Source organism: Herbaspirillum autotrophicum (assembly GCF_001189915.1).
GTDB classification, from domain to species: Bacteria; Pseudomonadota; Gammaproteobacteria; order Burkholderiales; family Burkholderiaceae_D; genus Herbaspirillum; species Herbaspirillum autotrophicum.
In genome coordinates this window covers 1-20,279 of the sequence record NZ_LFLS01000026.1, presented here as the reverse complement: position 1 = coordinate 20,279, position 20,279 = coordinate 1, and the positions used below count along the sequence as shown (strand labels likewise).

Annotated in this window: 18 protein-coding genes; 12 read left to right on the top strand and 6 right to left on the bottom strand. The window is 58.1% G+C overall.

Features of this window, described 5'->3' with window-relative positions; translation table 11 throughout:
* The first annotated feature begins 1 nt into the window (after position 1).
* Genes AKL27_RS18715 through AKL27_RS18700 form a run of 4 tightly spaced genes read left to right on the top strand, consistent with a single transcriptional unit; the run spans position 2 to position 3,046 of the window.
* Positions 2 to 1,264 (top strand): SpoIIE family protein phosphatase, encoded by a 1,263-nt coding sequence (locus AKL27_RS18715; protein WP_050464376.1) that lies wholly within the window; start codon positions 2 to 4, stop codon positions 1,262 to 1,264.
* Between the two features lie 57 nt (positions 1,265 to 1,321).
* On the top strand, positions 1,322 to 1,882 hold the full coding sequence (locus AKL27_RS18710) for a SiaB family protein kinase (protein ID WP_050464426.1): 561 nt from the start codon (positions 1,322 to 1,324) through the stop codon (positions 1,880 to 1,882).
* 52 nt (positions 1,883 to 1,934) lie between these two features.
* Positions 1,935 to 2,327: a DUF1987 domain-containing protein gene (locus tag AKL27_RS18705; protein WP_050464425.1), complete on the top strand. Its 393-nt coding sequence runs from the start codon at positions 1,935 to 1,937 to the stop codon at positions 2,325 to 2,327.
* Entirely contained in the window at positions 2,324 to 3,046 is a 723-nt protein-coding gene (locus AKL27_RS18700; RefSeq protein ID WP_050464375.1) for a GGDEF domain-containing protein, read from the top strand. Before AKL27_RS18705 ends, AKL27_RS18700 begins: the two co-directional genes overlap by 4 nt.
* A 205-nt stretch (positions 3,047 to 3,251) precedes the next feature.
* Here the strand turns inward: AKL27_RS18700 and AKL27_RS18695 are convergent, their stop codons facing one another.
* Together AKL27_RS18695 and AKL27_RS27845 are read right to left on the bottom strand one after the other, a co-directional pair.
* A complete protein-coding gene (locus AKL27_RS18695; protein WP_050464374.1) occupies positions 3,252 to 4,577 on the bottom strand; it encodes a helix-turn-helix domain-containing protein in 1,326 nt (441 codons plus the stop codon).
* 21 nt (positions 4,578 to 4,598) lie between these two features.
* The gene (locus tag AKL27_RS27845; protein WP_157057003.1) at positions 4,599 to 4,850 is read right to left on the bottom strand and encodes a hypothetical protein; all 252 of its coding nucleotides are present in this window, start codon (positions 4,848 to 4,850) and stop codon (positions 4,599 to 4,601) included.
* A gap of 292 nt (positions 4,851 to 5,142) precedes the next feature.
* Here AKL27_RS27845 and AKL27_RS18690 point away from each other — a divergent pair, with 292 nt between their 5' ends.
* Together AKL27_RS18690 and AKL27_RS18685 are read left to right on the top strand one after the other, a co-directional pair.
* Positions 5,143 to 6,945, top strand: coding sequence for an ABC transporter transmembrane domain-containing protein (locus tag AKL27_RS18690; protein ID WP_083439152.1), 1,803 nt, complete (start codon positions 5,143 to 5,145; stop codon positions 6,943 to 6,945).
* A gap of 89 nt (positions 6,946 to 7,034) precedes the next feature.
* Positions 7,035 to 8,153, top strand: coding sequence for an NADH:flavin oxidoreductase/NADH oxidase (locus AKL27_RS18685; RefSeq protein WP_050464372.1), 1,119 nt, complete (start codon positions 7,035 to 7,037; stop codon positions 8,151 to 8,153).
* 77 nt (positions 8,154 to 8,230) lie between these two features.
* On the opposite strand, the gene AKL27_RS18680 is transcribed toward AKL27_RS18685, so the two are convergent.
* Both AKL27_RS18680 and AKL27_RS18675 read right to left on the bottom strand, forming a co-directional pair.
* Positions 8,231 to 8,878, bottom strand: coding sequence for a DedA family protein (locus tag AKL27_RS18680; protein WP_050464424.1), 648 nt, complete (start codon positions 8,876 to 8,878; stop codon positions 8,231 to 8,233).
* Between the two features lie 311 nt (positions 8,879 to 9,189).
* Positions 9,190 to 9,894, bottom strand: a complete 705-nt coding sequence (locus tag AKL27_RS18675; protein WP_050464371.1) for a GntR family transcriptional regulator — start codon at positions 9,892 to 9,894, stop codon at positions 9,190 to 9,192.
* 339 nt (positions 9,895 to 10,233) lie between these two features.
* On the opposite strand from AKL27_RS18675, the gene AKL27_RS18670 reads away from it, so the two are divergent.
* The 6 genes from AKL27_RS18670 to AKL27_RS18645 all read left to right on the top strand — a co-directional run bounded on the left by AKL27_RS18670 (position 10,234) and on the right by AKL27_RS18645 (position 17,842).
* Entirely contained in the window at positions 10,234 to 11,496 is a 1,263-nt protein-coding gene (locus tag AKL27_RS18670) for an ABC transporter substrate-binding protein (protein ID WP_050464370.1), read from the top strand.
* A gap of 145 nt (positions 11,497 to 11,641) precedes the next feature.
* A complete protein-coding gene (locus AKL27_RS18665) occupies positions 11,642 to 12,517 on the top strand; it encodes a branched-chain amino acid ABC transporter permease (protein WP_050464369.1) in 876 nt (291 codons plus the stop codon).
* Positions 12,518 to 12,526: 9 nt separating this feature from the next.
* The gene (locus tag AKL27_RS18660) at positions 12,527 to 15,064 is read left to right on the top strand and encodes a branched-chain amino acid ABC transporter ATP-binding protein/permease (RefSeq protein ID WP_232311027.1); all 2,538 of its coding nucleotides are present in this window, start codon (positions 12,527 to 12,529) and stop codon (positions 15,062 to 15,064) included.
* Positions 15,065 to 15,107: 43 nt separating this feature from the next.
* On the top strand, positions 15,108 to 15,890 hold the full coding sequence (locus tag AKL27_RS18655) for an SDR family oxidoreductase (protein ID WP_050464368.1): 783 nt from the start codon (positions 15,108 to 15,110) through the stop codon (positions 15,888 to 15,890).
* An 18-nt stretch (positions 15,891 to 15,908) separates the two neighbouring features.
* Positions 15,909 to 16,841, top strand: coding sequence for a 3-hydroxyacyl-CoA dehydrogenase (locus tag AKL27_RS18650; RefSeq protein WP_050464422.1), 933 nt, complete (start codon positions 15,909 to 15,911; stop codon positions 16,839 to 16,841).
* A 68-nt stretch (positions 16,842 to 16,909) separates the two neighbouring features.
* Positions 16,910 to 17,842: a BKACE family enzyme gene (locus AKL27_RS18645; protein WP_050464367.1), complete on the top strand. Its 933-nt coding sequence runs from the start codon at positions 16,910 to 16,912 to the stop codon at positions 17,840 to 17,842.
* Positions 17,843 to 17,914: 72 nt separating this feature from the next.
* Here AKL27_RS18645 and AKL27_RS18640 read toward each other — a convergent pair whose 3' ends face one another.
* Together AKL27_RS18640 and AKL27_RS18635 are read right to left on the bottom strand one after the other, a co-directional pair.
* Positions 17,915 to 19,105, bottom strand: a complete 1,191-nt coding sequence (locus AKL27_RS18640; protein WP_050464366.1) for an amino acid aminotransferase — start codon at positions 19,103 to 19,105, stop codon at positions 17,915 to 17,917.
* 52 nt (positions 19,106 to 19,157) lie between these two features.
* A partial coding sequence (locus AKL27_RS18635) for a M14 family metallopeptidase (RefSeq protein WP_269749253.1) occupies positions 19,158 to 20,279 on the bottom strand: 1,122 nt, incomplete at its 5' end.

The following is a 20,279-nucleotide window of genomic DNA, read 5'->3' as shown; positions in this document are numbered from 1 at the left end:
CATGAACCAAGCGCACACGGATTTCAGTCTTACCCCTGTGATGGGCCGCCATCTGCAGCAGCCGACGGCGCACGCGCTGGCGGTCAGCGTCCCGGTCATCACCTTTGACGAAAACAATGCCAGGGTGCTGGAAGTGTTCGGTCGACATCGCGAACTGATCAGCCTGCCGGTGCTGGAAAACGACCAGCCGATCGGGCTGATCAGCCGCAATATTTTCATGTCGCAAATGTCCAGGCCCTACCATCGCGAGTTGTACGAGAAAAAGAGTTGCATCGCGTTCATGGATAAAGACCCGCTGATTGTCGAAGCCGATACGCCGATAGAAACGCTCGGCGCACTGGCAGTCGAATCAGGTGACAAAACCCTGGCCGATGGCTTCCTGATCGTGAATCAGGGCAAGTTTGCCGGCCTCGGGTCGGGCCTCGAACTGATGCGCATGCTGGTAGCCCTGCAAGCCGAGAAAAACCGCCAGGTCATGCAAAGCATCGACTACGCCAGCGTCATCCAGCGCGCCATGCTGAGCGCTTCGCGCACGGCCATGTCGCAAGCCCTCAGCGATGCCTGCCTGATATGGGAGCCGCGCGATGTGGTGGGCGGCGACTTTTACCACCTCGAATGTTTTGCCGACGGCTGGTTTGCAGCGGTAGCTGACTGTACCGGCCATGGCGTCCCGGGCGCCTTCCTGACGCTGATTGCCTCATCCTCGATCAAGCAAGCGCTGGAACTGCACGGCCCGCGTGATCCGGCGCTGGTCATGGGCGAAGTCAACCGCAGCATGAAGCAGGTGCTTGGACAACACGCCACCGCAGAACAACTGTCGGAATCAGACGACGGCATGGACGCCTGCTTCTTCTGGTTCGATACCGCCTCCCGCCAGCTCACCTGCGCCAGCGCCAAGATGGCCTTGCTGACCTTGCTGCCCGACAGCGCCGAAGTACAGACATTCAATGGCGAACGCACCGGCGTCGGCTACGTCGACACCCCGGACCACATGCAATGGACCAATCGCTGCGTGCAATTGACCGAGGACGCCATCGTGCTGATCGCCACCGACGGCATCATCGACCAGATCGGCGGCCCGAAGAACATTGCCTTCGGCAATCAGCGCCTGCGCCAGGCACTGCTGGCACACCGGCATATGCCGATGCCGGCACTGGGGAAAAAGATCATGGAAGAACAAAAGCGCTATCAGGGTCAGCAGCGACGGCGCGACGACCTGACTTTTTTCGGCTTCCGCCTGCAGGCAGCGCTTAACACTGATTAACAACGATCAACAGCAATCAACCAGCAACAGCAGCGACCAATGAGCATGAATCAGAATATGAATGGCATTCAGCGGCAATGGGATGATTTTCACAGCTATGTCGAGCGGCGTGATGTCATTTTTTATTATGTCGGTTATTTCTCGCAAACCATCATTGCGGCGATGGCAGACGCCGTCAAGTTGCGGGTCGAACACGTCGGCGCAGTGGCGCAGACGCGCCGCAAACTGTTTTCTTCGTTTATCGAGATGGCGCAAAACATCGTGCACTACTCGGCCGACTCCTACGCCGGCGAAGGCCACACCGCGCCATCGATGCGGCATGGCGCGGTATTCATTTCGCTCACCGGCGAGCGCTATTATCTTTACTGCGCCAACCCGGTGAATGCCGATGTCGCCGAAAAGCTGCGCGAGAAGCTGGAGCATTTGCGCTCGCTGACGATTGAACAGATCAAGCTGGAATACAAAGAGACGCTGCGGGCCGAAACGCCGGCCGACAGCAAGGGCGCCGGCCTCGGATTCCTGACCATGGCACGTGATGCAAGCGCACCGCTGGAGTTCGAATTCTCGCCCCCGAACGCCGATGGCACATCAATGTTTTATCTGCGAGCGACTATCTGACAACGCGTCACGGCAGCACCGCATGGTCTGTCTGAATATCAAGAATGAGCATATGGATAATCTATTTATAGCGGCAAGCCCAAGTTCTCCTGAAGTGGATTTTCGCTTCAGCGAGCGGCAACTATCCATCAAGGGTGAATCCTACCCGGAAAACGCGGCGCAATTCTGGGGCGACATCATCAGCTCCCTGCGCCAGTTTCTGGCACACGATGGCGACACGGCTGCACTCACGGTGAATGTGGCGCTTTCCTATTTCAACAGTTCCAGTACCAAAATGCTGTTTTCGCTGTTCGGCGCCCTGAATGAAAAAGCCAGGTCCGGCAGCGAGATCATTCTCAACTGGTACCACGACGAAGAAGACGACACCATTTTCGAGTTCGGTCAGGAGCTGCAAGAAGACTTCCCTGACCTCGTGTTCCACGATCAAGCGGTAAAAAACCAATGACCGAAGTCGATCTGTTTGAGGACGAAACCGCCATTCTGGCGCGCAGCACCGAAGTTTTATCCAGCGCAGCCGCCGAACCCGCGCAATATCGCCTGGCGCTGGCCGACCTGGTGCAGAGCTATGGCCGCCTGATGCGCGAAAGCCGGCGCCTGATCGCGCGCAGTGACCGCACCGAGCGTGAACTGAATCTGCTCAACGCGCGACTGCAACAACTCAGTGACGAACTCGACCATAAAGCCAGGCATGACAACCTCACCGGCGCGCTCAATCGCGGCGCAGTATTCGAACGCGCGCATCATTTCCTGAAGGATTCGGCACTGTCACTGATCGTGCTCGACATCGACTTCTTCAAACGCATCAACGATGAGTTCGGCCATCCGACCGGTGACGCCGTCATCCGCGAGCTGGTCAATCGCTTGCGCAAATCGCTCAACGGCAAGGGAGAAATCGGCCGCGTCGGCGGCGAGGAATTCACCATACTGCTGCGCGAAGTATCACTCGCCGATGCCGTGACACTGGCAGAAAAAGTCAGAGCCGCCATCGCCGAAGAACTGTTCACCTGCCTGCCCTCGCGTCCGGTCACCGCCAGCTTCGGCGTTTCCTGGAGCGCCATGCACAGCGATTTTGAAGATGCCTATGCGCGTGCTGATGCGGCGTTGTACAAGGCCAAGCATGGCGGGCGGAATCGGGTTGAGCGGGAATTGCAGACGAAAAACTAAGGTTGCAACACCCCAACCTTCTGCTGCACCTATCAGAGCAGAGAACATGGTGGCATCAGATATTAATCCTGCCATCACCAGACACCAGACACCTGGCATCTTCGGGCAGAGATTAAGTCCGGTTCAATGAGCCTGGCTTCTGAAAGAATAATTTTCGAACGATACAAACTACAATGCAGTTGGCATAACTTGTCATGCGAGGGCACTATAGTTTTTGCGTCAAGACGACGACTCGCTGCTTTCCAAAAAAAGATTGCGGCGGAAAGTACCTGAAGTAATCAAAAGCTCGTTTACCGGAGGTGACCATTTCCTCAGTTTCATCTGTCCACATGTCAGGTTTTCTTTTCTGAACCGGATGCATACCGAATAACCACTGTTTGTCCGTCACATCTTTAAGCGGAACAACAAATTTTTCGTAAGCACACAATGCTGCAAATGCACGCAAGAATTTCTCTGCCGCTGTATGTTCTGAATAACGTGCCAACTCGATGGCTTTCATGAACAGGTCTCGCGCTATCTTAGGCCGCCCCGTGAATACTGCCATTCTGGCCTGGAACGAATAGAGGTGATATTTCCCGCACCCGTCATGAGCGTCCACGTGCTCTTCAAATTCTTGCAAACATTTCAGTGCCAGCTCGTAGTCACCGTCTTCCCTTGAGGCTTGTGTACACAAAAGTCTATTCAAGATGAGATAGCACTGTGGAACCTCCCGGTCCAAGATGGCTTGATTGCTCATGGAAATGAAAGTCTCCCGCGCCGCGTCTTTATCGAACCCCTTACCTACACCCGCGGCGATTTCCTTCTTAAACGCGCTATCGCAATTATCAAGAACAATGGCAATCCAAAACCAAAGTCCATAAATCGGATTCTGATCCAATCCATACGCCTGGCGAATTTGCGGATAGGAATCTCTGCGCGGCGCATGCCTTCCACTTTCCCATCGATACATTTGTTTACCGAATTCATCGAATTCGGTTATACCAACTTTCATTGCCGCTCTCTGTACGTCCAACCCTTCCAATCTTCGAATCCAGCGAAGACATCTCCCTACAAGATTGGATTTCGCGGGTTCGCTTGCGAATTTGCCCAAGAATCCAATGCCCCATCGCTGCTCTAACCATGCTAACGTCACCGCAATACGCTGCGCAAAGTAGAAGCATCGGAGGTTTGAAACAACCTGATCTTTTTTGAGAACGGCAGCAGAGATTTCAAGAACATAGAATCCGACATAGTCAGCCATTATCTTTCCCAGCCGCTCTCTTATTGCGAATGCGATTTCAGGCGACGCCCATTCCTCCCCCAATTTTTTTTCCAGTTGCGTCAAGACACCAGATAAGCCATGTGCCTTCATTGAGGATGAGTCGTCTAAATGAGACAGGTTAAAAAGACGCCGCCTTCCATCGGAAAGCTGTTTTACATCGCTGTAAAGCGTGCTTTCCTTTGGAACCAGCTGGCTCACTTTGATGAAACCGAATATTAGGGATTCAACTGACGGATAGCCCCATAGAGACTGTTCTTTTTCGAATTTCATACATTGGATGTCGGTCAGGAATTATGTCTTCGTCTTCTTTTCGGCAACACGTGCCATAACATGCGCTGTCAGAGAGTGTTTACCAACCTTGCCACCACCTGCAATAGCCTCATGAGAATGAATTCGCTTTTGCGCATCGATTGTCCACGGCGTCTTGGGTTTCTGTGACGGATTACCATTTGGTTCTTTCACGGTTTTGCCAGGAAGAACTGTACTCTGAGGTTTCGCTGTTGACTTCGATTGCCGGACTGTTTTTTTATTGATGTTCATCATGACTTTCCTTATCGTAAATTTGCCAATTGACTCAGGCAACGAAAATATAGTGAAAGTCAGCTCCTCTGTGTACCGGCAAATCGGGAAACAAAATTTCAGAAATATCACACCATGTCCCGGCGCTACATTCACCAATCCCCCAATCCCACACCACTTATCAGGTAACCAATCCCCACAACGCCTATACTAATGCGCTTGCATGTCACCGCCAGCCGATGTTGCCAGTAAAGAAACATTTCACTCCCATCGCGGCACACTCATGCCCACTGCTTTCCATTGAATAAATCGACACATGCCATCAAGCACCGATAAAGAACCCGTCAAGGGCAGTCTCAGCACCCTGCTCGGTCTGTTTCCGTTTTTACGTCCTTATAAACGCCAGTTCTTGCTGGCCGGGCTGGCGCTGATTGTGGCGGCCGGCGCGACGCTGGCGATTCCTTATGCGTTCCGGCAAATGATCGATCTCGGCTTTACCGGCGATGCCGGCGGCAAGAACATCACGCATATCGATCTGTATTTCCTGGCCTTGTTCGGGGTCGCCTGCATTCTTGGCGTGGCGACGGCGGCGCGCTTTTATATGGTGTCGTGGCTCGGCGAGCGTGTGACCGCCGATTTGCGCAGCGCGGTATATGCCCATGTGGTGACGCAAAGTCCGCAGTTTTTTGAAACCACCAAGACCGGCGAAGTCTTGTCGCGACTGACCACCGATACCACGCTGATTCAGACGCTGGTCGGCACCAGCATTTCGATGGCCTTGCGCAATGCGCTGTTGTTCGCCGGCGGTCTGGTGATGTTGTTCGTGACCAGCGTCAAGCTGTCGTCGATCATCATCGTGATGCTGGCGGCGGTGGTGTTGCCTATCGTGTTTTATGGCCGCCGCGTGCGCACGTTGTCGCGCGAGTCGCAGGACCGGGTGGCGGATGCATCGGCACTGGCCGGGGAAATCCTCAATGCCATGCCCACCGTGCAGGCATTTACCCATGAAGAGATCGAGGCGCGGCGTTTCGGTTCTACCGTGGAACGGGCGTTTGCCACCGCGATGCAGCGCATCCGGGCCCGTTCGATCTTGACCATGATGGCGATCCTGCTGGTGTTCGGTGCGATTGTATTTGTGCTGTGGCTCGGTGCCCATGCCGTGGTGCAGGGCACGATGAGCGGCGGTGCCTTGGGTCAGTTCATTCTTTATGCGACGCTGGTGGCCGGTTCGGTCGGTGCCTTGTCGGAAGTATTGGGCGATGCCCAGCGTGCTGCCGGCGCTACCGAGCGCCTGCTGGATTTGCTGGCGGCGCGGTCGCCGGTGCAATCGGTGTTGCTGCCGGAGAAATTGCCGCCGCGGACGGAAAACGGCGCGGCGCTGCGTTTGCAGGATGTCGAGTTTCATTACCCGTCGCGTCCCGACACACAATCGCTCAAGCAGTTTTCACTGGATATCCGTGCCGGCGAAACGATTGCCGTGGTCGGTCCGTCCGGCGCCGGCAAGACTACCCTGTTTCAGTTGCTGCTGCGTTTTTATGATCCGCAGCAAGGCAGCATCTTTCTGGATGGCGTCGATATCCGTTTTCTGGAGCTTGGCACATTGCGCAACGCCATCGGCATCGTGCCGCAAGATACGGTGATCTTTTCTGAAAACGCGATGGAGAATATCCGCTTCGGCCGTGCCGACGCCAGCGATGAGGAAGTGATCGCCGCCGCCAAAATGGCTGCCGCGCATGAATTCATCGAACGCTTGCCGCAGGGGTATCACTCTTTCCTCGGCGAACGCGGCGTACGTTTGTCCGGCGGTCAGCGTCAGCGCATTGCGATTGCCCGCGCCCTGCTCAAGAATCCGCCGCTGCTGTTACTCGATGAAGCCACCAGCGCGCTGGATGCCGAATCCGAGCGACTGGTGCAAAGCGCACTGGAAGTGGCAATGGTCGGTCGTACCACGCTGGTGATCGCCCATCGCCTGGCGACCGTACAGCGCGCCGATCGCATCATCGTGCTGGAGCATGGCAGCATCGTTGAAACCGGTACCCACGCATCGCTGATTGCCGCCAACGGCTTGTATGCCAGCCTGGCAGCGCTGCAATTCAATACCATCGCGGAACCGGCCTGAGGCTGCCGGCCCGGAATCCGGCGTGCTCGCACGCGAAACTGAAAAATAAAATAGACTGCTGTTTTTCCTGAACAAGCGGGAGTTATCTGATGAGCAGCAAACTGTTTTCGCCGTTGACCTTGCGCGGTCTGACCTTGCCCAACCGGATCGCGGTATCGCCGATGTGCCAGTACTCGGCCCAGGACGGCTTCGTCAATGACTGGCATCTGGTACATCTGGGCAGCCGCGCCGTCGGCGGCGCCGGGCTGGTGATTGTGGAAGCGGCGGCAGTGCTGGCCGCAGGCCGCATCACGCCGGCTGACGTCGGCATCTGGAAAGATGCGCATATCGCGCCGCTCAAGCGCATCACCCGCTTCATCGAACAACAAGGCGCGGTGGCCGGCATCCAGCTGGCGCATGCCGGTCGCAAGGCCAGCGTGCATCGTCCATGGGATAAAGAGGCCGGCACCGTGCCGGCGGATCAGGGTGGCTGGCCTACCGTCGGCCCGTCGGCGATTGCCTTTGATGCCAGCTTTGCCACCCCGGTGCCGCTGACCGTGGCGCAGATCGCCGATCATGTGCAGGCGTTTGTTGACGCTGCCAAGCGGGCGCTGAAGGCCGGTTTCAAAGTCATCGAACTGCATGCTGCCCACGGTTATCTGTTGCAGGAATTCCTGTCGCCGCTGAGCAATCAGCGTACCGATGAATACGGCGGTTCGTTCGACAACCGCGTGCGCTTCCTGCTGGAAACCGTGACTGCCGTGCGGGCCGCATGGCCGCAGGAATTGCCATTGTTGGTGCGGCTGTCGGCGACCGACTGGGTAGATGGTGGCTGGACGCCTGATGAAACCGTGGCGCTGTCGCGTCTGTTGCGCGACCTCGGGGTCGATCTGATCGACGTTTCCAGCGGCGGCAATGCGGCGACTGCGGTGATCCCGACCGGTCCCGGCTATCAGACCGCTTTTGCTGCCCGCGTCAAACAGGAAGCCGATGTCGCCAGCGGCGCCGTTGGCATGATTACCGATGCCGTGCAGGCCGAGCATGTATTGCGCACCGGGCAAGCCGATCTGGTGTTGCTGGCGCGCGAACTGTTGCGCGATCCTTACTGGCCGCTGCATGCCGCCGCCACCTTGCGGCACGAGGCGCCATGGCCGCCGCAGTATGTGCGTGCCGCTTCCAGCAAGACACCGCTGCGCGAAGATATCAATTACGGTACCGAACTGGATTGATCCCGCGTTTGGTATCGGCCATGAAAAATGCCAGTCTGCGGACTGGCATTTTTACGTGTGCAGCAGAAGTAGCTGGCTTACTTGCCGGCGCCGCCGCGTTTCTGGCGAATGAAGCCGATCACGCCCGGCAAAATCGAAATCACCACAATCGCCACGATCAGCAGGCTGAGGTTTTGTTTGACGATGGGCAGGTTGCCGAAGAAGTAACCGGCATACGAAAAGCTCACGACCCACAGCACGCCGCCGACCACGTTATAGGCAAAGAACTTCGGATAGGTCATGGCGCCGACGCCGGCCACGAATGGCGCGAAGGTGCGCACGATAGGCGCAAAGCGCGCGATGATGATGGTCTTGCCGCCGTGACGTTCATAGAAGGCATGGGTCTTGTCCAGGTATTCGCGCTTGAAGATGCGCGAATTCGGATTGTCGAAAACTTTCAGTCCGACTGCCTTGCCGATCTGATAATTGACGCTGTCGCCGAGAATCGCCGCCACGATCAGCGCGATCACCATCAGATGGATATCGAAAGCACCGGTAGCGGCAATCGCACCGGTCACGAACAGCAATGAATCGCCCGGCAGGATTGGCGTCACCACCAGGCCGGTTTCGCAAAAAATGATCAGGAACAGGATCAGGAACAGCCAGGGACCATAGGCTGTTGCCAGCTCGGCCAGATGACGGTCGATGTGAATGACGAAATCAATCAGAAACAGGATGAAATCCATGGCGCGCGCTTGAGTGAATAAAACGCGCATTGTACCAAGGCCGCCAGCGGCGCCCTGCATATTGCAAAAAAACACCTGACACAAACTTACGTTTCTTTACTGAAACCGCCCGCAAGTCGGTGCGTCTCGTGGCCGATACTCTCTTCATGCAATCAAGGGAGAACAACATGAACAGACTGGACTGGTTTATTTATAGCGGTTTTTATATTCTGGCACTGGTGCTGGTCGGCCTGGTGATCATTCCGATCTCGATCTTGCTGGGTTGACGATAAGTTGCGGGCTGCCGGCGAGATTGATCAGCAAAGAAAAAGTCAATCCGGCAGACCGTCACCGGCCAGGATCATTTGCGCCGCACTGAGCAAGTCGCCCGACAAACCGGCGCGCGCCTGTTCCGCCGAACCTTCTTGCAACCCTTTGAGCAAGGCCGCATGGTGCACCAGCGCCGGTGCTTCCGACAAGCGGCGCGAGCCGGCCCGCAAATCGAGGTTGATCACCGGACCGACTTGCAACCACAGGCTTTCAATCAGCGCAATCAGGGTGGCCATGCCGGAACCGCGATAAGCGGCGAAGTGCAATTGCTTGTTGAGACGGATGATCAGATCGACATCCGGTTTCTTGCGGTGCATTTCCACGCACAGCGTGTTGTGCAGACCGGCGACTTCCTGCAACCCTGCGGGCGAGATGTTGGTGGCGGCATGTTCGACTGCCAGCCCTTCCAGCGCCAGCCGGATCTTGAGCAATTCGCGGAATTTGTCCTTGGTCATCAGCGGCACCCGCACCGCCCGGTTCGGCAGAATTTCCAGCGCTCCTTCCGCCGATAACTGGCGGATGGCTTCGCGGACCGGCATCGGACTGGTGCCGAGCGCTTCCGACAAACTCTTGAGCGTCAGCTTTTGTCCGGGCCGTACCTGACCGGCCAGCAGTAATTCGCGCAAATCTTCATACACCCGCTGCGACAGCGTGGCGTGCGTGATTTTTCGCATCTGCGAGAGATCGGCTAACAAGACGTTTTCCATAATGAAGAGGCACCCAAAGTGTGGCGGATTATAGCAGCCGGGCGATCGCTCTTGCCGCCGGCACACATGCCTGGCTGGCGACTGGCTGATCTTTTCATCCGATTGCGTTGTGGGTTGACACGCTCCAATTCTATCGGATACATTTGATCACATGTCAAATAAATGACATGAACCAAAAATAAGCATGAGAAACCGAACGCGAAGTGTTGCTTCGCAGAACGGACCGGCGGACCGAGCCAGCACCCAGCTAGCCTTTCGCCACCCAGGTCGCCTGCTGGCCCGAGGCGGCATTCACGACAGAGACAATCCGGTTCGCCGGACATCAGGAGGAATTGCACCATGGAGCAAGACAAGGTTCTATCATCCAAACGCCGCACCATTCTGAAAGCAGGAGCAGGTCTGGCCGGCGCTTCGGCCCTCGGTTTCCCCGCCATCGTGCGCGCCCAGTCGGACAAGATCATCATCGGTCACCTGACACCGCGCACCGGCTTTCTCGGTCCGCTCGGCGAATATGCCGTGATGAGCATCACCATGGCTGTGGAAGAAGTGAACAAGGCCGGCGGCTTGCTCGGGCGTCAACTGACATTGATTTCGGAAGATTCGGTCAACCCGCCGACCGCGTCGTCCAAGGCGCAACGCTTGCTGGAACGCGACGGTGCCGCCGTCCTGATCGGTGAAATTTCCTCCGCCTCGGCGCTCGGTATCGCGCAGGTCGCCGCCCGCAATCGCAAACTGTTCATGAATACCGGCTGCAATTCCGATGAATTGCGCGGCAAGAGCTGTAACAAGTTCATGTTCCATATCGAAGCTGCCAACTCGACTTACGTCAAAGCCTGCGGCCGTTCGCTGGTGCATGACAAACTGATCAAGGGCAAGAAGCTGTACGCCTTGAGCGCTGACTATGCGTTCGGCCATGACTTGCTGCGCGCGGCAAAATCCTTTGTCACCGCGGGTGGCGGCACCATCGCCAACGATGAACTGGTGCCGACCGACGCCACCGATTTCAGCCCGTACCTGCTGAAGATTCGCCAGGCCAAACCGGATCTGGTGATTTCCAATCTGGCCGGTAACCAGATCACCAACTTCATCAAGCAATATTCCGAGTTCGGTCTGCCCTACCCGATTGCCGGTTTCGGTTTCGATACCGCCGTGGCATGGGGTGCCGGTGCCGACAACTTCGCCGGCACCTGGCCGACTACCTGGCACCACGACGTCAATGCGCCGTCGTCGAAAGCCTTCGTCGCCAACTTCATCAAGAAGTATGGCAAGCCGCCTGAAAATCAGGCATGGGGCGAATATGTGGCATTCCGCTCAATCGTGCAGGCCGTCACCGAAACCAAGACGCTCGATACCGCCAAGCTGATCGAGTACTTCGAAAAGGGTGCCCAGCTCGATATCCTCAAGGCCCGCAAAGGGACTTACCGCGCCTGGGATCACCAATTGCTGCAAGAGATGTACACCGTTACCCCGAAACCCAAAGCCCAGATCAAGGACAAGTGGGACTTCATGCTGCTCGGCCCGGCCGTACCCGGACCCAACGAGTCGCTCGAAGTGCTGGCGCCGACCAAAGAAGAAAACGCCTGCACCTTCGCCAGCACCTGACCATTACTGTGCCGTAGCGCCCGGCTTGAGCATTCAGCTTTAGCCCTGCTCCCGGTTCAGGATGCGTTCCTGAACCGGGGCTGCCACCGCCAGCGTTGCAGCCACGACACCGGCATGTTTTCTTCCCGCCCCTTCTGGAGCAGTAATGCAAATAGTTTTCCTGTTGGAACAAATCCTGAACGGCTTGCTGGTCGGCGGTTATTACCTGCTGATCGCGCTCGGCCTGTCACTCATCTTCAGCCTCGGCGGCATCGTCAATCTGGCGCATGGTGCGTTTTATGCCATCGGCGCCTACATCGCCGTCGAAATCACCAAGCATCTCGGCTTCTCCGGCGCCCTGATCATCACGCCGCTGCTGGTCGGCATCCTCGGCATTTTCTTTGAACGCTTTCTGCTGCGCCGTTTCTACTCGGCCGATCCGATTCTGGGTCTGTTGCTGACCTTCGGCCTGGCGATGGTGGCGGAACAAGTGATCCGCATCATCTGGGGTGCGTCGCCGCTGCCGGCATCGATCCCGACTGCCTTCAAAGGACAGATCGCGGTCGGTGATTTCCTGTATTCCAAATATCGCTTGCTGATGCTGGCGACCGTGATCGTGGCGCTGATCGCGATCTGGCTGTTGCTCAACAAGACCGCCTTTGGCCGCGTGGTACGTGCCGGGGTGCAAAAGCCGGACATGGTGGCAGTGCTCGGGATTCGCCTGCAACCCTACATGACCGCCATCGTGGTACTCGGCGTCGGCCTCGCCGGCTTGGCGGGCGTGTTGTTCGCACCGATCTCCGGCGTGCATCCGGCAATGGGTGCGGAAATCATGACCGCCGCATTCGTGGTGGTGGTGATCGGTGGTCTCGGCAGTTTCTGGGGAGTGGTACTGGCCGCCTTGCTGGTTGGCGTGGTGCGCGGCATCACCGTGCAGTTCTATGCGCCGGCAGGTGAAGCATCAATGTATCTGCTGATGTTGCTGGTATTGATCTTCCGTCCGCGCGGTTTGCTGGGCGAACGCATCGAGCGCTTCGAATAAGGATGTATCGTGCTGAAAAATAAATTCAATTCCTCATATCAACCGTTGTGGATCGGCGCCCTGGCGCTGGTGGTGGTGCCGTTCCTGTTGCAGGGGCTGGGCCTGACGCTGACTTCTTCCACCGATGTCGTGATCTACGCGATTGCCGCCATGGGTCTGAATCTGATGGTCGGTTATACCGGCCTGACGTCCTTCGGTCACGGCGCCTGGTTCGGTGTCGGCGCCTATGCGGCAGCGCTGTCACAAAAGTACTGGTTCCCGGATCAGATTGTCTTGCCATTGCTGTTCACGGTAGTGTTCATCGCCTTCGTTGCGGCGCTGGTCGGCTTTCTGATCCTGCGCCGGCGCGGGGTCTACTTCTCACTGCTGACGCTGGCCTTGTCGGCGCTGACCTTTGCCATCGCGTACCGCTGGACCGATTTCACCGGCGGTGAATCCGGGCTGGGCGGCATCGTCCGTCCCGATATCGGCGCAATCAAGCTGGACAGCGATCTGGCCTATCTCGGCTTTGTCAGCGTGATTGCGATGGTGGTGCTGTTCGTGTTGCTGCGCGTGATCCGTTCCCCGTTCGGCCACACTATCGTTGCCATTCGTGAAAATGAACAACGGGCCCGCTTCCAGGGGTACAGCACGGTGTTGTACAAGCTGGCGATGTTCATCCTGTCGGCCAGCGTCACCGGTCTGGCCGGCGGCTTGCTGGCATTCCATCATCGCTTCGCTTCAGCCGAACCGACTTCCGTGGCGTTCTCCGGTGAATTGCTGGCAATCGTGGTGATCGGCGGCATGCGCAGTTTCCTGGGGCCGGCGCTGGGTGCGCTGTTCTACATCCTGTTCCGCGAATGCCTGTCGATCTGGACCGAAAACTGGTTGCTGTGGTTCGGTCTGGCGTTCGTCGGCTTCATCCTGTTCTCGCCTACCGGGCTGGTCGGCATCTGGCAACAAATCAAGCGTCGCCTGCAACCGCCGCAAGAAGTCGGTGCCGCCATGAGCGGTCGCAAGATTTATGACGGCTTGCCGCTGCCGGCTTTCCTGCGCCCGACAACGCAAGATGGCCTGGTACTGGAAGTCAAGGATGTGGCGATCAGCTTCGGCGGCATTCAGGCCGTACAAAAAGCTGAACTGAATTTGCATGCCGGTGAAATCCATGCCCTGATCGGCCCCAACGGCGCCGGCAAGACCACCACCTTCAATCTGATTTCCGGCATGTTCAAACCGCAGCGCGGCACCGTCAAGCTGAACGGCAAGGAAATCCAGGGCATGTCGCCGGCGCAGATTTGCCAGCAAGGTCTGGCGCGCTCGTTCCAGATCACCAATCTGTTCAAGGGCTTGTCGATCTATGAAAATTTGCGGCTGTCATTGCAGGCGCGTCATGCCGGACGATTCAACATGTGGCGCGACATCGACAGCTATCCGCAAGTGCACGCCGAAACGGCCGAGCTGATGAAATTCCTCGGTCTCGAAGGGATCGACCACATCGAAGGCGGCGCCTTGTCTTACGGCGGTCAGCGTCTGGTGGATCTGGGCATCGCCCTCGGTTCCAAACCGCACGTCTTGCTGATGGATGAACCGCTGGCCGGCCTGGCAGCGGCTGAACGCGAACGCGTATCGCGGCTGGTGACGACCATTGCCAGCAACATTCCGGTGTTGATTGTGGAGCATGATATCGACCGCGTGCTCGGCTTCTCGCAGCAAGTCACGGTCATGAATCAGGGCAGCGTGCTGATGGCCGGCACGCCCGATCAGGCACGTGCCGATCAACGCGTGCAGGAAATCTATACCGGCACCGGCACACCGCCGGTCACCGGACGCGTCGCCGGTGATGCGCAAGACCGGCCACAATTGCTGTCGTTCGAAAAGGTCAATGCGTTTTACGGCAAGAGCCACATTCTCAACGACGCCACGCTGGAAGTGCGCGAAGGTGAAATCGTCGCCCTGCTCGGTCGCAACGGCGCCGGCAAATCAACCTTGCTGAAGGCATTGACCGGCTTGCTGAAACCGGCTTCCGGCACCATTATTTATGGCGGCCGCGACATCGCCGGCATGGGTGCGCCGGATATCGCCCGCCTCGGCATCGGTTATGTGCCGCAAGGACGCGGTTTGTTTGCCGGCATGAGCGTGGCAGAAAACCTGTCGCTGGGACGACTGGCACGCAAGACCGACGGCAGCAACGGCACCGTGTGGAGTGAGGAAAAAATCCTGCACTACTTCCCGCGACTGAAAGAACGCCTGCACACGCCTGCCGATTTCCTGTCCGGCGGCGAACAGCAAATGGTGGCAGTGGCGCGCGCGCTGTCCGGCAACGTCAAACTGCTGTTGCTGGATGAACCGTTCGAAGGTCTGGCACCAGCGGTGGTGCAAGAACTGTTCACGGTCTTCGATCAATTACGCAAGGAAGTCTCGATCATCATCGTTGAACACAATCTGGATCTGGTGCTGGCACTGGCCGACCGCGTGTTCGCGCTGGAACGCGGTGCGGTATTCCATACCGGACCGGCACAGCCGCTGCTGACCGACCTGACCTATCGCAAACAGATTCTCTGGCTGTAACCAGCCCTTCTTCTCTACAGAACTTTTATAAGGACACAGAAACATGGATATCGGTTTGAAAAACAAACGCGTCGTGGTCACTGCCGGCGCACAAGGCATCGGCCTGGCAATCACCACTGCGTTCGTCGAAGCTGGCGCGCTGGTGCATATCTGCGACGTCAGCGATGATTTTCTGGCCAGCGCCCGCAAGCAATTCCCTGCCGACCGCGTCAGCATCAGCCGTACCGATGTCGCCAATGAGCAAGAAGTGGACGCCATGTTTGCCGATCTCAAGCAACAATGGGGCGGCCTTGACGTGCTGGTCAACAATGCCGGCATTGCCGGCCCGACCGCCAAGGTGGAAGACACCGACCTCGCGGCGTGGGACCAGACCATTGCCGTCAACCTGACCGGCCCGTTCCTGTGCACCCGCCGTGCAGTGCCGCTGCTCAAGAGTGCCGGCGGTGGTGCCATCGTCAACATTTCATCGGCGGCCGGCCGGCTCGGTTTCCCGCTGCGCACGCCCTACTCGGCTTCCAAATTCGGCGTCATCGGCCTGACCGAAAGCTGGGCCATGGAACTCGGCCCGGACAAGATTCGCGTCAATGCCATCCTGCCCGGCATCGTCGCCGGTGAACGGCAAGAACGCGTGATCGCCGCCAAGGCGGCATCGTATGGCATCGAACATGAAGCAATGCGCGAACGCCTGTTGTCCAAGGTATCGATGCGACAAATGGTGACGGCGCAGGATATCGCCAACCAGATCATTTTCATCTGCTCGCCGGCCGGCGCTGCCATCAGCGGCCAAAGCCTGTCGGTCTGCGGTAATGTCGAACACTTGGGATAGGAGGCACAGATGCCAGCCATGAATGAAAAAATTGCAGTGGTCGGCGCCGGCCTGATTGGCCGCGCCTGGGCCATCGTGTTTGCCCGCGCCGGTTGCAGCGTAGCGATTTACGACGCGCTGCCGGAAGCGCTGGCCAATTGCCGCAAGCTGCTGCATGAAAACATCAGCGATCTGGCGCAGCAAGGTTTGATCAGCGAAACGCCGGAGGTGGTGCTGGCGCGCATCAGCACTGCCGGCAGTCTGGCCGAAGCCTTGCAAGGCGCAGCGCTGGTGCAGGAAAACGTCAAGGAAACCGTCGAAGTCAAACGCGCCATTTTTGCCGAGATGGATAAACTGGCCGGCCCCGATACCATCCTGACCAGCTCCACCTCGTGGATTCCGACTTCCGATTTCTCGGCTGAATTGCCCGGCCGCCATCGCATGCTGGTGGCGCATCCGGTCAACCCGCCGTATCTGGTGCCGCTGGTGGAACTGGCGCCGGCGCCGTGGACTGCGCCTGAAGTGGTGGAGCGCGCACGCGATATCTATGCCCGCGCCGGCCAGTCGCCGGTGTTGCTGAAAAAAGAAATCACCGGCTTCCTGCTGAACCGGATTCAGGGCGCGGTGTTGAACGAAGCCTTGAATCTGTATGAAAACGGCTATGCCTCGGTGGCAGATCTGGATACCGTGCTCAAGGATGGTCTCGGCTTGCGCTGGTCGTTCATGGGCCCGTTCGAAACCATTGATCTGAACGCGCCGGATGGCGTGCTCGATTATGCCAAACGTTATGGCCACACCTATCGCGATGTCGCGAAAACGCAGTTGCCGAACGCGTGGCAAGCAGAAACTTTGCAAAAGATTGAAAATGAGCGGCGGGAAGTACTAAGCGCCGGTCAATTGGAAGCGCGCGCACGCTGGCGCGATAACCGCTTGATGGCGCTGGTCGGCCACAAGCGCAAGCAACCGGTCTAGCATTCACGTTTCACGAATAACAAATATCGACTATCGATTCATACCCAGATCATCACCAGGAGAACCGCATGAGCAAGCCCAAAAAAGTCATCATTACCTGCGCCGTCACCGGCGCCATCCACACCCCATCGATGTCGCCGTACCTGCCGGTCACGCCCGATGAAATCCGCGATGCAGCCCTTGGCGCAGCCGCAGCCGGCGCTTCGATTGTGCACTTGCACGCACGCGATCCGGTCAACGGCAAACCGACGCAAGACCCGGCCGAGTTCCGCAAATTCCTGCCGGCGATCAAGGCCGCGTCCAATGTCGTCATCAACCTGACTACCGGCGGCGCGCCGACCATGGGCGTGGAAGAACGTCTGCAACCGGCACTGCAACTGAAGCCGGAAGTGGCTTCGCTCAACATGGGTTCGATGAACTTCGGCCTGTATGAAATGCTGAACCGTTTCAAGGACTTCAAGTACGACTGGGAAAAGCCCTACCTGGCCGAATCCGACGACCGTATTTTCCGCAACACGTTCAAGGACATCGCTTACATCCTCGAATCGTGCAGCGCCAATCAGACGCGTTTCGAAATCGAATGCTATGACATCGGCCATCTGTACACCGCGGCGCATTTCATCGACCGCGGCCTGATCAAACCACCATTTCTGATTCAATCGGTATTCGGTCTGCGCGGCGGTATCGGCAATGACGTGGAAGATGTGATGCACATGAAGCGCACTGCCGACCGTCTGTTCGGCGAAGACTATTACTGGTCGGTGCTGGGTGCCGGCCGTGGTCAGATTCCGATCGCCACCATGTCGGCGGCCATCGGCGGTCACGTGCGCGTGGGCCTGGAAGATTCACTGTGGGATGGTCCGGGTCAACTGGCCAAGAGCAATGCCGACCAGGTCAAGCGCATTCGTACCGTGATCGAAGCCTTGTCGCTGGAAGTGGCAACCCCGGACGATGCGCGTGAAATGCTGAAGCTGAAGGGCGCCAGCAATACCGGCTTCTGACGCAAAGGCTTTTAAGGCAGATGCGGTGTCATGCGCCGGCCATTGAAGGTGGCGCATGACACACGCCGATGCTTATCTGGCAACCGCCGCCACGGCTTCCACAAAACGCGCAATCTGGCTGTGCTGCAAACCGGCGATATTGGTGCGGCTGTCGCCCGGCATATAGACCGCATGTTGTTCACGCAGTACCTGCACTTGGGCATTGCTCAATCCAAGCAAGGAAAACATGCCGAGCTGACGGCCAATGTGTGCAAACTTGTCGTGCCCCAACTGTTGCTGAAACCCTGCCGTTACTGCCTGCCGCAAATCCGTGATGCGCGCGCGCATGCCGTGCAATTCCTGCTCCCATGACTGACGCAAGGCCGGATCGCTCAGTATCGTGGCGACCACCGCCGCACCGTGATCGGGGGGCATCGAATAATTGCCGCGCAAGACCACCAGCAAATGTTCCATCGCCAGTTGTGCCGTCGCCGCCTGCTGATGCACGATCATGGCGCACCCGACGCGCTCCCGATACAAACCGAAGTTCTTTGAACACGACACTGCTACCAGCAATTCCGGCACTCGCGCCGCCAGACTGCGCACGCTGAATGCATCGGCATCCAGACCGCGCCCCAACCCCTGATAGGCCAGATCGACGAACGGCAGGAAACCGCGTTGCGCTGCCAGCTCTGCCACCTGCAACCATTGCTCATCGCTGAGATCGGTCCCGCTCGGATTATGGCAAGCACCGTGCAGTAACACCACGTCGGCTGGTCCCAGTTGGGACAGGCAAGCCAGCATGGCATCGATATTCACCGTTTGCGTAACAGCGTCAAAATACGGATAGACCGCTACCTTCAGGCGCGCGGCATTGACCAGCGGATAGTGATTGAGCCAGGTCGGGTCACTCAGCCAGACGGTGGCGTCCGGGCGACTGACCGCGACCAGATCCAGCAGCGCGCGCAAGGCACCGCAACCACCAGTGGTTTGCACCGCCCGTACCCGATCCTGTTGGCGTGCCACGGCATCGCCGAATACCAGATCGGCCGTCGCCGCATTGAATCGCAGATCGCCGGCCAGCCCCACGTAAGCCTTGGTTTGCTGTTCATCGAACAAGCGTTGCTCGGCTTGCCTGACGGCTTGCATGACAGGCGTGCGGCCGTGCTCATCGCGATAGATGCCGACGCCGACATCGATCTTGTCATTGCGCGCATCGGCACGAAATTGGCCCATCAGCGCAATCAGCGCATCGCCGGCGGCGGGCTGCAGATTTTCCAGCATGGTGTTTCCTTGTCTTGATAAAAATAAAATAAGTGACGTGAAATGCGCCGCGTCAGCGCGACGCCGGCGTGGCCTTCAAACCGGCCAGCGCCTGCACCACCGAAGTCTTGAGCTGGCCGACGATCATGCCCTTCCAGTCCTCCTGATCGCAATAAAATGCCGCCAGCATGGCTTCCCGGATGGTGTGGGCATCGGCCGCACTGGCCGCGGCCGGAAATTGGCGTAACCAGTTATCGCCGCGCAAGGCGTGCAACATCTCCGGTAACGGTACGGTGCCGAACTCCAGCGCCATCGACGTCACGGCCAGTTGCCCGGCTTGCCAGCGCGGCAAACGATACGCCAGACCCGAGACCGGCCCGGCGATCTCGGTCGAGCTGGAACCGGAGCCGGGGTCGAACGGCGCGAATACATCCGCGCCCCACCATGCCTTGGCACGCGCCAGCTCTGCCGCATCTTGCCGGCCGGCATAGATTTTTTCGCCATGGCCGCGCGCGCCGAGGCCGGTGTGGATATCGATCCACGCCAGTTGTTCGCGCCCGGCACTGTAGCGTGTCATCACATCGAGCAAGGTATTGCTGCTCCAACTGGCTTGCGTGCCGCCATAGAACAGGCCATCCGGAAAATCATATTGGCCGCCGACCACCGTGGCCTGATAGGTCAACTCGCCATGGGCGGCAATCCAATCCTGCAACTGCGCCACGTTGGCCGGCGTCGGCGGCCAGCTCGCCGGCAACAACAGCGGATGCAACCCGGCATAACCGGGATTGGCCTTTCTGGCGGCGCTGAAATCAATGCAATTGCGATTGAGATCAATGTTGTCTTCGTTGGTCCGATGACAATGCGAAAAGCCGTAAGGGTTGACCGCATGCACCAGCAGCATCGCCGTATCGGCTTGCGCCAGCCGCGCGCGGATACTGTCGTCGGCCAGCAGACTGACCTGACCGCCGGAACCGCAATAACCTTCGGCACCGTGCGTGGCCGACGTCACCAGCAGCAGGCGCGCGGCGTCGGCATTGCCGAGCAGCGCCACATCGAGATACAGCGCTTCGCCATCGCGGCCCTGATATCCGGGCAAGCGGATCGCTTCCAGTTGCGCACCGGCAGTGCTGGCAGCGCCAAGAAATTTTTGCCGCGCATCCAGATAAGAGCGGGCGAAGCAGTCAGAGGTATTCGC

What these genes read in the sequence shown, in the direction of transcription:
- AKL27_RS18715 (WP_050464376.1), top strand. Translation starts at nt 2, where the DNA reads ATGAACCAAGCGCACACGGATTTCAGTCTTACCCCTGTGATGGGCCGC.
- AKL27_RS18710 (WP_050464426.1), top strand. Translation starts at nt 1,322, where the DNA reads ATGAATGGCATTCAGCGGCAATGGGATGATTTTCACAGCTATGTCGAG.
- AKL27_RS18705 (WP_050464425.1), top strand. Translation starts at nt 1,935, where the DNA reads ATGGATAATCTATTTATAGCGGCAAGCCCAAGTTCTCCTGAAGTGGAT.
- AKL27_RS18700 (WP_050464375.1), top strand. Translation starts at nt 2,324, where the DNA reads ATGACCGAAGTCGATCTGTTTGAGGACGAAACCGCCATTCTGGCGCGC.
- AKL27_RS18695 (WP_050464374.1), bottom strand. Translation starts at nt 4,577, where the DNA reads ATGAAATTCGAAAAAGAACAGTCTCTATGGGGCTATCCGTCAGTTGAA.
- AKL27_RS27845 (WP_157057003.1), bottom strand. Translation starts at nt 4,850, where the DNA reads ATGATGAACATCAATAAAAAAACAGTCCGGCAATCGAAGTCAACAGCG.
- AKL27_RS18690 (WP_083439152.1), top strand. Translation starts at nt 5,143, where the DNA reads ATGCCATCAAGCACCGATAAAGAACCCGTCAAGGGCAGTCTCAGCACC.
- AKL27_RS18685 (WP_050464372.1), top strand. Translation starts at nt 7,035, where the DNA reads ATGAGCAGCAAACTGTTTTCGCCGTTGACCTTGCGCGGTCTGACCTTG.
- AKL27_RS18680 (WP_050464424.1), bottom strand. Translation starts at nt 8,878, where the DNA reads ATGGATTTCATCCTGTTTCTGATTGATTTCGTCATTCACATCGACCGT.
- AKL27_RS18675 (WP_050464371.1), bottom strand. Translation starts at nt 9,894, where the DNA reads ATGGAAAACGTCTTGTTAGCCGATCTCTCGCAGATGCGAAAAATCACG.
- AKL27_RS18670 (WP_050464370.1), top strand. Translation starts at nt 10,234, where the DNA reads ATGGAGCAAGACAAGGTTCTATCATCCAAACGCCGCACCATTCTGAAA.
- AKL27_RS18665 (WP_050464369.1), top strand. Translation starts at nt 11,642, where the DNA reads ATGCAAATAGTTTTCCTGTTGGAACAAATCCTGAACGGCTTGCTGGTC.
- AKL27_RS18655 (WP_050464368.1), top strand. Translation starts at nt 15,108, where the DNA reads ATGGATATCGGTTTGAAAAACAAACGCGTCGTGGTCACTGCCGGCGCA.
- AKL27_RS18650 (WP_050464422.1), top strand. Translation starts at nt 15,909, where the DNA reads ATGAATGAAAAAATTGCAGTGGTCGGCGCCGGCCTGATTGGCCGCGCC.
- AKL27_RS18645 (WP_050464367.1), top strand. Translation starts at nt 16,910, where the DNA reads ATGAGCAAGCCCAAAAAAGTCATCATTACCTGCGCCGTCACCGGCGCC.
- AKL27_RS18640 (WP_050464366.1), bottom strand. Translation starts at nt 19,105, where the DNA reads ATGCTGGAAAATCTGCAGCCCGCCGCCGGCGATGCGCTGATTGCGCTG.